This is a genomic window from Williamwhitmania sp. (assembly GCA_035529935.1).
Classification (GTDB): domain Bacteria; phylum Bacteroidota; class Bacteroidia; order Bacteroidales; family Williamwhitmaniaceae; genus Williamwhitmania.
In genome coordinates, this window is the sequence record DATKVT010000073.1 from 78636 (window position 1) to 91567 (window position 12932).

A 12932-nucleotide genomic window follows, 5' to 3' on the forward strand; every position below is an offset into this window, starting at 1 on the left:
TCTATTTTAGGCTAAATTTGCCCAAAGTCCTCCTCCCATGAAGTGCAATTCGTTGCGATTGATCTTGTTGTTGGTAATCCTTGTAATCATTGGACTTGCTACGATATTACCGACTCAGGCTTTTGCCACAAAACATTTTTCCAATTCCCCCGACAGCTTGTCTACAGTATATAATAACCAGGGAGTTGACTATGCTATGGCCGGCGATTATGAAAAAGCTGGTGAGCTCTTTCTTAAATCGCTCCATATGCTACAGAAGAAAGTTAATGCAGATAGTGTAAACCTGGGCATTGGTTTTTTTAATCTCGCCAACCTCAAAATGCTACTTGGTTACTCCGATTCGGCATTAGTTTACTACCAAATGGCGGCTAACTATTATGGAAATCTTCCAAAGAATCGGTCAAACCTTTCTGCGGTTTATATTGGAATGGGGAGCTGCTACTACTCACTAAATGAGTACCGTGAGGCGACCTCGTTTATTAGGCAAGGCATTGCGCTCCTTCGAGAGACGGCTCCGCTTGACTATCATCGGTTGGTGTTGGCAAACTATAAGCTGTGTAACGTACTAACTAAAATGGGGCAGTATGATGAGGCAATAAAGATTAATTCAGCGAATTTGAAAATTGCGAGATTTTATGCTCCATCCATGCGATCAATTATTTCTAACGGTCTTGGCGTTACTTCTTCCCATTTAAAGAGTTTTAAACAAACACTTTACTTCTATAAACAGGCTGAGCAATTTGCGACTGAAAAAGTTGTGGGTGATAATGATGAGTTAGCTAGTATTTATAATAACATTGGTGTTTTATATAAGGAAAATGCCGATTGGATTAATGCTGAGAAGTATCTTCAGAAGGCATTGGAATGCTATAAGGCAGGAGGCAGCAGTAACCCTATTCCAACGGTCCAGGTCCTTGTTAACCTTGCTAGTGTAAAGGATAAACTGGGGTTTCCTGCCGATGCAGTTCGGCTCTATAATTTGGCTAGTGGGTTAAATAAAAAGCCATCCTCCATATCCGATACAAGGGTTAGTAAGGTCAGCATGTTTTTTTCTCCTGCTTTGGCTGCCTCTATTTACGAAGGATTGGGTGACACCTATCTTGAATTGAATAGCGGAAAATTTTCTAATGAGAATACTCGCGCTGCGCTGGCCTCCTATGAGCATGCCATTCGAATAGTGGAGGAGATTCGCCTAGGCTTTTTTGGGGAGGAGGACAAGCTGTCGGTTTCAGCCGACTTTAATGAGGTTTTCAACAAGGCAGTGGCTGCTGCATATCAGCTGGGTGCTGGCAATCATAACCTGGAGCTGGGCTTTCGGCTCGCCTCAAAGGGAAAGGCTGCCGTTTTGTCCGAGTCGTTAAACCGATTAAACAGCCTTTCGGTTTCAGGAGTGCCGGCCAAGCTGCAGAAGGATGAGCGTCAGCTGCGCCAGAGGATAGGCCTTCTTACTGAAATTGTTTATGAGGAGCAGAAAAAGGCAAAACCTGCGGCACAGTATCTCAAAACTGTGGAGAACTCGCTGTTTGAAGCACAGCAGTCGTACCGTTCCTTACTACAGTCAATTAAGGTTAACTATCCAAGTTACTTCTCATTGAAGTTTGATACCACTGCTGTTTCAATTAGCCAAGTACAGGAAAGACTCAACTACCACCAGGTGTATGTGGAATATGTTCTTCAGGACTCTTCTATCTATACCTTTACACTTACCAAGAGTAATGCGGCTTGGAATTTTCAAAAGTTGGATAAAACATTTTTTAGCAACTTAAAGACGTTTCAGCGACAGCTGGTGCCTAGTGACTTTGGCAAGTTGACAAGATTGGACTTAGATTCACTTGCGGCTGCAGGATATGATCTTTACCAAAAATTGCTGCAACCATCTGGTAAGCTAATTGAGGGTAAGGAGTTGATAATAGTTCCGCATAATGAGCTAAATTCAGTTCCGTTTGATGCGCTAATAGTTGAAAAGGTTCTGCACCCCAACGGTTACTACGATCTGCCATATTTAATTACCCGGAATTCAGTTCTGTATGCGATGTCATCTAAGGTTTTTGTTACTGGAGATAACCCATCTGCATCTTTCTTTCCATCTTCCTTGTCGGTAGCCCCCACCTACACTGGCGCCTCTACCACTCGCATGAGCACAAGGGCTGCCTATCGCAATAATCTTGCTGAGCTATATGGGGCAGAAGACGAGGTTAGGGAGGTTAGCCACATTTTTAATGGCGATGTGCTGGCAGGGAAGGATGCCACTGAAAGAAAGTTTAAGGAGATATCAAGCCGATACGATATTCTGCACCTGGCCATGCATACATACGTTGATTCCGAAAATCCTCTATTTTCGAAGCTCATTTTCTTCAACTCGCCCGATACTTCTGAGGATGGATATTTAAATGCCTATGAGGTGTACAATATGCGCTTAAAGGCAAGGTTGGCGATTTTAAGTGCATGCCGAAGTGGTGATGGAAATTTGGTGCGTGGAGAGGGACTAATGAGTATTGCCCGAGGATTTCGTTATGCAGGCTGTCCTTCGCTTGTGGTAACTCAATGGCGGGTTGATGACTATTCTGGTGGAGAGATTGTGAAAGATTTTGCGTTAAATTTAAAGAGTGGTTATTCTAAAAGTGAGGCGTTGCGTGATGCACAACTTTCGTTTTTGGCCTCTGCCGATCCACTTCGCTCGCACCCTTACTTTTGGGCCGGATACCAGGTTGTTGGCGTAGATGCCCCGCTTTTTATACCGTTTGGCTTTCTTGTGATTCCACTTCTTGTCCTAATTATGGCGCTAGCTCAGCTGCTTGTTTCGTGGCGCAGTCGGGGGAACTACTCCTTCAGATAATCGGTGAGGTAATCGTTAATCTCCTTGGCTTTGCTGGCATACTTGCCACCATTAATTTTTATCTTATTGGCAAGAATAAATGCTTCGTTATACTTAGCTTGGTTTATATAGGCAAGGCAAAGATACCATTCATCGGTTTCGGTATAAAGCCCATCGGAGTAGCGCTCAACCGTCGATTTTAGCAGTGCTTCGGCATTGGCGGCCTGGTTGTTTTCCAGGTATGCCGAAACAAGCATTAGCCTCCCAACTTGATCTTCAGGACGAGTTTTCACATAATTCTGCAGGTCTGGAATGGCCTTGTCCAACTTACCATGGCGATAAAAATCCACTATTTTGGCCTGAATATTCTGCATCATCGGTTCATTTCCCCTACTGCTCGTGGTTGGCATCTCGTAGCGCGCGTAGTATTTATCGAACAAGCTAGTGGGGGTGTCGTATACCTTCCATAAAAAGAAGGTAGATATTGCCATCACAACTAGGATGGCTGCAACCTTAACTAGGTTTGAGAGTCCGCCCCGTGCTGCCCGTTTACCCTCTTTGCTTGCTTCAGAAAGTTGCTTGCGGAGATTTACAATGTCTTTCTCGAGGATTGCATCCTTAAGTTCCCTGCAGAGTTGTACCTGCTGCTGGAGCTCTTCGTCGGCGGCCATCTCTTTCTCAAACTCCTGTGCCTCTTTGTTTGTTAACTTTTCCAGAAGATAGTCGTCAATTCTGTTAAAACGGTTCGTTTCCATCTTGGTTGGATATAGTATTGTATTTGGGATCACTCTTTATACTTTTTACGAGATATTCCTTACAGAGATACTTCTTGCGACGAGCAAACTCTTCGGACGATAGTCCCAGCTCATCGGCCATTTGCGAAAAGCTAGTGCCATTAAAGAATGCAGTGAGGGTCTTCTGGCACTCCTCCGATAATTTTTTAAAGTGCTCGTAAAAAAGTTCTTTTCGCTTACTCTCAAGGTATTCCATGTATAGCGGGCTTTCTTCTTCAGCCGCTTCAATCATTGGTAGTGCCTCTTTATCCTTTTGTCTATTCTGAAGTGTCTTTAGCCAAATTAATCGACAGGTTGACATTAAATATGGTAACACAGCGTAGTTGGAGTCGAGTTGACCCTTCTTTGCTTTACGGTAGAAAATTATTATGGCTTCCTGGAAAATATCGTTTGCATCGTCCTCTTGTCCTCCTTGGTGATTAATCATTTTGGCAACATTGGGATAGAATTTGGCATAGAGATATTTTAATGCCTCCTTGTTTTGACCAAGAATGCCGTTAAAGAGATCAATATTTGTGAATTCGGCCAACGTTATTGCTTGTTTGGTTGTTAACAAAACTAAAAAAAATGACCGATTAATGGGTTATAATAGGGAAGCAAAGTTTGGGAAGTGGACATGTTTTTGCTATGTTGCTTACTGGCAGTATAATAAAAAAACTCCAAAGTGTAACTTTGGAGTTCAGTGCGGATGAAGGGACTCGAACCCCCACGCCTTTCGGCACCAGATCCTAAGTCTGACGCGGCTACCAATTACGCCACACCCGCAAATGCGTGGCAAATGTAGATAATTTTTTTATTCCTACAAGTTCCAGTGCCCTTGTGTTGGTTATTTTCTTAACTCAAAATTCTGCCCTAGGTATACTTTCCTTACGGTTGGATCGTCGGCAAGTTCCTTCGATGTACCAGCGCAGAGAATTTTTCCTTCAAAAAGGAGGTAGGCCCTATCGGTTATGGAGAGCGTTTCGTGAACGTTGTGGTCGGTAATTAGAATGCCAATATTCTTTTCTTTTAACTTGGCCACGATTGTCTGAATATCTTCAACTGCAATGGGGTCAACGCCGGCAAAGGGTTCGTCAAGTAAGATAAACTTTGGGTCGATGGCCAAAGCCCTTGCAATTTCTGTTCTTCTTCGCTCTCCACCAGAAAGCTGAATACCGAGACTCTTGCGTATTTTTTGTAGACCAAATTCACCAAGCAGACCTTCAAGCTTATCCCTCTGCTCAGTGGAAGAGAGTTCCGACATTTCCAATACCGCCCTAATATTATCTTCCACGCTCAGTTTCCTAAAAACGGAGGCCTCTTGAGCAAGGTAGCCTATGCCTCGTTGTGCCCTTCTGTAAACTGGATCGCCGGTGATATCCCTATCATCAAGGAATATTCTCCCTTCATTTGGCTGAACAAGGCCAACAGTCATGTAAAAGGTGGTGGTTTTTCCTGCACCATTTGGACCTAAAAGCCCAACGATTTCACCTTGATTAACTTCTACTGACACCCCATTTACTACAGCTCGGGACCGATAACGCTTTACAAGGTTTTGTGTGTATAGCTTCATGGCTATCTGATTCGAGAATTTTTCGTAAAGTTAGAAAATAATTTGTAAGCCGGCCCTGATGCCAAATCTTTCAATGTTTGGATGGTCGAGATAACTCAACCGCCACATGGCATCAATTCGGATTACCTTAAATATGTTTTCAATTCCTGCACCCAATTCAACGTAAGGCTTAGAAACATTGGTGAGTCCAAGTGGAAAGTCCATAACTGAAAGGTTCTTCTTATTCAGGCTCCCGATCAATCCTTTTCCGGAAATTACCTCCCTCCATTTTAGCTTGCGGAAGATGGGTATTCTATTTAAAAAGAAACCCTGAAAGTGATGTTCAATAAAGAGGCTGACGTACTGGTCGCTGGCAAATTCGTAATAGTTCATCATGTTGAAGGCATAGCGGTCGAATGCATAGGTTTCGTTGCCCTCGTGTAGGTGGAGAAGTGGATAAGGAACGGTACCAAATATTTTCCCTCCATCGAGAATTATACGGGTGTAGCCAAACGGGTTAATATTCACCTTGTAGTAGACGTTTAGGCGAGTCTTATAGTATTCATATTGGCTTCCAAATACATCCTTGAGACCCACCGTAAGGTCAAAATTAACTATCGGCTTATCGCTGCCAAGGCTTACCCGCTCAAATTGACCCTGTACAAATCTTTCTCCTTTATCCCACAAGGTGTTCAGCTTAATTTCTGTAGTAGATAACATTGATAGTGTTCCACTACCGTTTGAGTATACAAAAGGTATGTATGGAGTTGGATACAGCCTGCGTTGTGTGAATTTTATGGTGTTGGAAAAGCCATTAAACCACTCCTTTTGGTAGGTTGCAGAAAACTCTTTAACAAGTGTAAGTTTATAATTGGGATTTCGCCGTAGGAATGACGTTACAATGTTGTCTTCCGTAAGCGCATAGGGGCTTTGACCAAGTTGTTCTATGTCCGACTTGTAGCCAATATCAAGGGTGTTTCTGGGGTTTTTTTTGATCATGTAAAGCACATCACCCCCATATTTGTATCGGTTATCTTTATCGCCATAGGCAACAAAGCCACTTATCAGGTATTTAGTACTAAATTTATTGGAAGTACGTCCGCTGATTCGAAATCGATTTCCCTCAATTTCATTGAATGAGTATATGGAATAGTATGGTCCAATCTCAAAATAGCCAACCACGTAGTAGTAGTTAACAATCATATTTACAATATCGAAAAAAGTCTTGTAGATGGGTACTTTTTGAACGGAATCCACCATCTGGTATATGGAGGCTTCCTTGGGGGTAAGGTTTACTGGTCTGGCGTCTTTCCAAAAAGACTCATCTTGTTTTAATGCACCTTCGTTAACCTTCACTCTCTCGGCCATGTTCGCTATGGTGTCGGGGATTGGTTGGTCAATTTTGACATTGTAAAAGGTCGTGGTTTTCCTGCCAAAGAATCCTGTAGTTTTCCGCTCTGTTATGTTGAAGTCTACAAATAAACTTGTTTTTTTTGGAAACCACAGCGTATCACCAAGCCTCGTATATTCAGAGGTCATTACCATGTCTTTCACAAAGTTCACATTGGCAGTTTTTTCCATCCGAAGGTTGCTTTTAACAACGGCAAAGGTTGTGTCGCTCACCCAAATATCGCCAGTAAAGGTAGGTTCCTGTTTTCGACGAGGTTTGAAGGAGAGTTGATAACACCAGTGGTTACCAATAAAGGCGCTGTCGATAAGGTAGTAGCGGTAGTATAAAAGGGCAAGATCCGCGATGGGACTTACAAATCCTTGGTCGAAAATGTTGATATAGTTGTCGTAAACGTTAATGGTTTGGTACATTTTTCCGGTGAACTGCGCAACACTCTCATTGTTAACTCCTGATATTTTTGTGGCTTTAATAATCTCCTTCTCTGTGCGTGGGCTTCTTGAATAGTAGTAATCCGAAAGAGTTTCGGTGATGAAGATGGGTAAAAAAGTTTTTCCAGTTACGGCAGAGGTGTCTACATAGTTGAAAATAAACTGAAACTGTTTGAATATGCGCTTATTCTTCATGTCGTCGTCAACATTGTTGAGGTCTATCTCAACCTTGTTGTAACTTTCGTATTGGTAGTTGCTAAGGTGCTCGGGATCGTTCTTTGGTTTATTCGCAATAACCTTTCGTAGGATTGGAAGAGCTGGGTTTTCGCCAGGTCTTACCACAATGGCTTCAAGCATTGTATTGCTCGATTTCAATTCAAAATTAATCTCCTGGTAGATGTTGAGTTTGATGTGTTTTGTTTGAGATTTGTATCCGACATAGGAGGCTGTTAGGGAATCTCCGCGATCTCGAGTTTCCAAATAGTATTCTCCATTTAAGTCGGTGATGGTGCCTGTGGTTGTGCCTGGGATAGTTACGTTGACATAGGGAAGTGTTTCACCGGTAGAAATATCGGTCACCTTTCCTCTTATTTTGGTTGTCTGGGCATTTGCTAAACTTGAAAAAAGAATCAAGAGCAACAATGAAAGGCCCAGCGCAAAACTGAGAGATTTTAGGTTTTTTTGTGACATCTTAAAATGATGAGTCGGCTAATAGCAATTATTAGCAAATGGAATAAATAGCCAGAAATTATACAACACCTTCCTTTAATATGTCATGCAGGTGAATCATTCCCACATACATTCCGGATGAAGTAACCACCAACTGTGTGATTTTGTTCTTCTCCATAAGGTTAAAAGCGTTGATGGCCATTTCATCCTTATCTACAGTTTTGGGATTTATGGACATGATGTCCCTGGCAACAAGGTGGTCTACAGAGCTATTGTTAGCCAACATGCGGCGCAAATCACCATCAGTGATGATACCTAACATTTTGCCAGTTTCATCAACCACTGCAGTTGCACCAAGCCTTTTACTTGAAATTTCGAGAATGATAGTGCGAATTTTTGCATCGATACTCACCATCGGCTTAACCTCCTCTGAGAAAATGTCGCTTACCCGCATGTAAAGCTTTTTACCGAGTGATCCACCAGGATGTACTCGCGCAAAATCTTCGGCAGAGAATCCCTTTAGCTTGAGCAGGCATATGGCTAAAGCGTCACCAATAACTAGTTGCGCAGTGGTACTTGAGGTTGGTGCAAGATTGTTAGGGCAAGCCTCTTGGTCAACCGTGGCTTTTAACACAAAATCTGACTTAAGCGCTAAATAGGAGTCTGTATTGCTCACAATGGCAATTAGCGTATTGCCCATGTTGTGGATGAGGGGGATGAGTACCTTAATTTCTGGCGTATTCCCACTTTTAGAGAGGCAAATAATTACGTCGTCGTGCTGAATAATACCTAGGTCTCCGTGGATGGCGTCGGCAGCATGCATGAAAATTGCAGGTGTTCCTGTTGAGTTCAGAGTAGCCACAATTTTGTTCGCAATAATTGCACTTTTTCCGATTCCTGTAACAATCACCCTCCCTTTGCTGTTAAAGATGCGATAAACTACCTTCTCGAAGTTTTCGTCAATCATGCCGGCCAACTTTTCGATGGCCTGTGCTTCGGTAAGGATAGTTTTTACAGCTAAGTCCCTGATGTTTACTTCTTGTTCTGTTGTCATAAACAATGATTTGTCAATTAATTTTTGCTTAACAGTCAAACGGGTAGGGCTTACTCGAAAATTTGTGTAAATTTAGTGTAAAGATTTTTAAAACCGACATCTACCCATTAAAGGCGTTCATTCTTTTATTTTTTGGTGATATTCGTCAAGTATTGGAAGGTTCGGCTATGATTAAGCATTCTTTTTTTCTATCTTTGATTGACATTTGTGTTTTTTGTATGTCGTTGATTTACTGATTGTTGTGAAATTTTCTATACTGGAGGAATAAATAATGAACGCTGCAAGTTCTTCGCTTTTCGATTATCTAAAAAAATATTTTGGATTTTCAACCTTTAAGGGTAATCAGGAAGCCATTATTCAAAATGTCCTAGATGGAGAAGATGCGTTTGTGCTGATGCCAACGGGAGGAGGTAAGTCTCTTTGCTATCAGCTGCCAGCTCTTATTCTTGATGGAACTGCAATAGTTATCTCACCCCTGATTGCTCTGATGAAAAACCAGGTGGATGCGCTTCGGGGACTTAGCATGGAAGAGGGAGTCGCACATTTTCTCAACTCCTCGCTGACCAAGGCCGCCATAAACCAGGTGCGAGATGATCTGCTTCATGGTAGAACTAAGTTGCTTTACGTAGCACCTGAATCCCTTACCAAGGAAGAAAATATTGCACTTCTGAAACAAATAAAAATTTCGTTTTACGCCATTGATGAGGCGCATTGTATATCAGAATGGGGTCACGATTTTCGGCCAGAGTATAGGAGAATACGGCCAATTATTGGCGAAATTGGAAAGGCCCCTGTGATTGCCTTAACGGCTACTGCTACACCGAAAGTACAGCATGACATTCAGAAAAATCTTGGTATTCTGGAGGCTAAGGAGTTTAAGTCATCCTTTAATCGGCCTAACCTGTATTACGAGATTCGCCCTAAAATTGGTGCCACCAAGGAGATAATCAAGTTTATAAAAAATAATACCGGAAAATCGGGTATCATTTACTGCTTGAGTCGGAAAAAAGTGGAGGAGATAGCTCAAGCATTGCAGGTTAATGGTATTAAGGCTTTGGCCTATCACGCCGGAATGGATTCAAATACTCGCTCTGCCAACCAGGATAAGTTCCTCATGGAGGAGGTCGATGTAATTGTAGCCACCATTGCTTTCGGAATGGGTATTGATAAGCCAGATGTTCGTTATGTTATACACTACGACATTCCTAAAAGTTTGGAGGGTTACTACCAGGAAACCGGAAGGGCTGGGCGTGATGGTGGAGAGGGGCAATGCATTACTTTTTACAGCTACAAGGATATCCAGAAACTGGAGAAGTTTATGCAAGGAAAACCGGTTGCCGAGCAGGAAATAGGCAAGCAGCTCCTCATGGAAACCGTTGCCTATGCTGAATCGTCAGTTTGCCGTAGAAAAATGTTGTTAAACTATTTTGGTGAGGCTTACGATCAGGAAAACTGTGAGCATTGCGATAACTGTCTGCATCCAAAAGTTAAGTTTGAGGGTCAGGAGTTTATTGTGATGGCATTGGATGTAATTCTTGCCGTTCAGGAGAAGTTTAAGGTCGACCATGTTGCCAATATTTTAATGGGCAACGCAATAACCTCGGTGAAATCGTACAAACACCATCATCTGGAGGTGTTTGGATGTGGTTCAGATCAAAATATTCGTTTCTGGAATGGCGTTCTTCGACAAATTCTTGTTCTTCACCTTATCGATAAGGATATTGAGAACTATGGTACCTTAATGTTGACTGAGAAGGGAAGGGAATACCTAGCAAATCCACATTCAATCCAGCTGTCCCAAGATCATGAGTATGAAGAGGGTGATGATGATGATCAATCGGGACCCTCGGGCGATAAGAGCACTCCTGCCGATGAGGAACTCTTTGCTTTACTCAAGGACTTGCGTCGTAAGCTAAGCAAAAAGTTAAACCTACCACCTTTTGTGCTTTTCCAAGATCCCTCGCTAGAGGACATGTCAGTGCAGTATCCAACCACCATGGAGGAGTTGCACAACATTACCGGTGTTGGCACGGGCAAAGCAAAACGCTATGGCAAGGAGTTTGTCGATCTTATAAAGGCCTACGTTGAAGAGAAGGAGATTATTCGGCCACAAGATCTGGTGGTGAAATCGGTGGTGAACAAGTCGGGTCTCAAGGTATACATCATTCAAAGCATCGATCGGAAACTATCTTTTGTTGATATTTGCGAGGCGAAAAACATTGAGATGGGCGAATTGCTCAACGAAGTGGAGTCAATTGTGAGTTCGGGAACCAAAATCAACATTGATTATTACATCGGTGAGGTTCTCGACGATGAGAAACGGGACGAAATATTTGACTATTTTATGGAAGCCGAGACGGAGTCCATTGCAGATGCATTAAAAGAGTTGGGTGAAGAGGATTTTACCGAGGAGGAGATTCGGTTGGTGCGCATCAAGTTTATTTCCGAAATGGGTAACTAAGTGGCCATGGCATGGAGCTAGATTCTCCCATAATTCGGATATCCCATGTCTATAAATCTTATGGGGCAACTAAAGCTTTAAAGAATTTCTCTTTAAGAGTAAACCAAGGAGAAGTAGTTGGTATTTTAGGCCCCAACGGAAGTGGAAAAACATCAGCTCTTTCTGTAATGCTTGGAGTAACCATACCCGATGATGGAGAGGTTACTTGGTCTCTATCTAACAGGCGTTCGGAGGTGGGAGCCATGCTTTCGCCAGTGCGTTTTTACCAAAATTTGAGTTTAAGGGAGAATCTTTCTATTGTTGCAAAGCTTAAGGACGAAGCTTCATGCAATATCTCATCGGTGCTCGCGCTCGTAAATCTTGAGGATAGAATAAAAAACAAGTTCTCGAGCTTAACACCCGGCTTGCGTCAGCGATTTGGCTTTGCAGCAGCGCTTGTTGGCAATCCCTCAGTTCTGCTCCTTGACGAGCCTACCAATGCACTCGATCCGGAGGCAGCAGTGGAGGTTCGAGAATTGATTCAGAAATTGCATGGTGAAGGGAAAACCATTGTGATGACCAGCAATATACTTGCCGAAATCGAACAACTTTGTTCTCACGTGGCAGTACTTAAACGTGGTAGGCGAGTTGCGTTCGGTACAAAGGAGAATGTTTTCTGGAGTCAGGAGCGATACCTCCTTGCATCATCAAATACATCAGCACTTCTTTCCTTGTTTAGCCAGTGCACCTTGCTAAAGGCCAGTGAATTGATGGGTGAGACATTAGCCGTGACTTTGGCAGACGGAGTTACTACAGAAGATGTTAACCGTTTTGCTTTCGAAAATGGGATAACTCTTTCCAAAATTGAGCTGCAGCACGCCAGCTTTGAGTCTAAGTTTATTAACCTGATGAAGGAGGAGGTGCTGAAATGAGACGCTGGTATAACTTAGTAGGGGTAGAATGGTTGAAAGCTCGTTCGCTATATGGATTTGGCATTACTATAACTGCCCAGCTAGTGGTTTTTCTTGTGTTAATCTTTGTTGGTGCTAACTTGGATGTTCATCTTCAGGGAGTCTCAGTAAGGCCTTTCTTTGAGTTTCCTCATGTGTGGCAAACATTTGCCTGGGCTTTGGGATGGCTCAATTTCTTTACCGCCGTTGGTTTCATTGTGATTATTGGGTCGGAGTTTGGAGAAAAGACATTTCTTTTTCAGCTAGTGAGTGGCCTTACACGGCTTGAATTAGTTGTTGCTAAAATTCTATTGGCGTTTTTTATCTCGATTGCATGGGTCTTAGTTTTCGTAGCATTAGGCGTTACATTCGGGTTATACTTTTCTCCTGGTGATTCACTATCACCTGTCTTGCCAGGGCTGCAAATTTTTTCAGCATTTTTTCTACGTACTTTTTCCCTTTTAATAGTGGCGATGCTCATTGCTTTTATACTGAGGAATACGGCTGTGTCCATCCTGCTGTTTATTGTGCTATTTTCGTTAGCCCCGGTTTTTCACTCGATAATACCGGAAAGCATAAGCTGGATGATGCCATTTCAGGCGATGCAGAACTTGACGCCTACACCCGATTTCTTTGGGCTTGCCGTTCTAAATCACCCAGAGTTGAGCGCGCTTAAAAATTCAATTACTACTGCACTGCCTAGCTGCACAAGTTTGTGGTTGTCATCTATTGCTACTTTAGTTTATTCATGTACTTTTATGATTGCAATGGTTGCCATTGTTAGACGACGAAGTTTTTAGGAGGGTATTGGATTTCTACGAAGTTCTTACATATTTCTAA

General features: G+C 42.6%; 9 protein-coding genes and 1 tRNA gene. 4 read left to right on the forward strand and 6 right to left on the reverse strand.

The annotated features are described in order from the left end of the window. Positions 1 to 37: 37 nt before the first annotated feature. Positions 38 to 2836 carry a CHAT domain-containing tetratricopeptide repeat protein gene (locus VMW01_05775; GenBank protein ID HUW05750.1) on the forward strand — a complete coding sequence of 933 codons (2799 nt, stop codon included), beginning with the start codon at positions 38 to 40 and terminating at the stop codon, positions 2834 to 2836. On the opposite strand, the gene VMW01_05780 is transcribed toward VMW01_05775, so the two are convergent. From VMW01_05780 to VMW01_05805, 6 genes are all read right to left on the reverse strand, one after another. Continuing rightward, the gene (locus VMW01_05780; GenBank protein HUW05751.1) at positions 2821 to 3570 is read right to left on the reverse strand and encodes a tetratricopeptide repeat protein; all 750 of its coding nucleotides are present in this window, start codon (positions 3568 to 3570) and stop codon (positions 2821 to 2823) included. The genes VMW01_05775 and VMW01_05780 overlap by 16 nt on opposite strands. Next, entirely contained in the window at positions 3551 to 4138 is a 588-nt protein-coding gene (locus VMW01_05785; GenBank protein ID HUW05752.1) for a sigma-70 family RNA polymerase sigma factor, read from the reverse strand. The genes VMW01_05780 and VMW01_05785 overlap by 20 nt, the downstream gene beginning before the upstream one ends. Before the next feature lie 154 nt (positions 4139 to 4292). Next, positions 4293 to 4374: transfer RNA gene (locus tag VMW01_05790), tRNA-Leu, on the reverse strand. Between the two features lie 61 nt (positions 4375 to 4435). After that, positions 4436 to 5161 carry an LPS export ABC transporter ATP-binding protein gene (gene lptB / locus VMW01_05795; GenBank protein HUW05753.1) on the reverse strand — a complete coding sequence of 242 codons (726 nt, stop codon included), beginning with the start codon at positions 5159 to 5161 and terminating at the stop codon, positions 4436 to 4438. A 30-nt stretch (positions 5162 to 5191) separates the two neighbouring features. Continuing rightward, positions 5192 to 7558, reverse strand: a complete 2367-nt coding sequence (locus VMW01_05800) for a DUF5686 family protein (GenBank protein ID HUW05754.1) — start codon at positions 7556 to 7558, stop codon at positions 5192 to 5194. A gap of 169 nt (positions 7559 to 7727) precedes the next feature. Continuing rightward, positions 7728 to 8702, reverse strand: a complete 975-nt coding sequence (locus tag VMW01_05805) for a KpsF/GutQ family sugar-phosphate isomerase (protein HUW05755.1) — start codon at positions 8700 to 8702, stop codon at positions 7728 to 7730. A gap of 271 nt (positions 8703 to 8973) precedes the next feature. On the opposite strand from VMW01_05805, the gene recQ reads away from it, so the two are divergent. The 3 genes from recQ to VMW01_05820 all read left to right on the forward strand — a co-directional run bounded on the left by recQ (position 8974) and on the right by VMW01_05820 (position 12892). Further along, complete coding sequence (gene recQ / locus VMW01_05810; GenBank protein ID HUW05756.1) at positions 8974 to 11163, forward strand: DNA helicase RecQ; 2190 nt, start codon at positions 8974 to 8976, stop codon at positions 11161 to 11163. An 11-nt stretch (positions 11164 to 11174) separates the two neighbouring features. Further along, positions 11175 to 12074: an ABC transporter ATP-binding protein gene (locus VMW01_05815; protein HUW05757.1), complete on the forward strand. Its 900-nt coding sequence runs from the start codon at positions 11175 to 11177 to the stop codon at positions 12072 to 12074. A 95-nt stretch (positions 12075 to 12169) separates the two neighbouring features. After that, positions 12170 to 12892 (forward strand): hypothetical protein, encoded by a 723-nt coding sequence (locus VMW01_05820; GenBank protein ID HUW05758.1) that lies wholly within the window; start codon positions 12170 to 12172, stop codon positions 12890 to 12892. Positions 12893 to 12932 lie beyond the last annotated feature (40 nt).

Excerpts from the sequence above, each read along its gene's own strand:
- VMW01_05775 (HUW05750.1), top strand. The coding sequence starts at position 38 with ATGAAGTGCAATTCGTTGCGATTGATCTTGTTGTTGGTAATCCTTGTA.
- VMW01_05780 (HUW05751.1), bottom strand. The coding sequence starts at position 3,570 with ATGGAAACGAACCGTTTTAACAGAATTGACGACTATCTTCTGGAAAAG.
- lptB (HUW05753.1), bottom strand. The coding sequence starts at position 5,161 with ATGAAGCTATACACACAAAACCTTGTAAAGCGTTATCGGTCCCGAGCT.
- VMW01_05805 (HUW05755.1), bottom strand. The coding sequence starts at position 8,702 with ATGACAACAGAACAAGAAGTAAACATCAGGGACTTAGCTGTAAAAACT.
- recQ (HUW05756.1), top strand. The coding sequence starts at position 8,974 with ATGAACGCTGCAAGTTCTTCGCTTTTCGATTATCTAAAAAAATATTTT.
- VMW01_05815 (HUW05757.1), top strand. The coding sequence starts at position 11,175 with ATGGAGCTAGATTCTCCCATAATTCGGATATCCCATGTCTATAAATCT.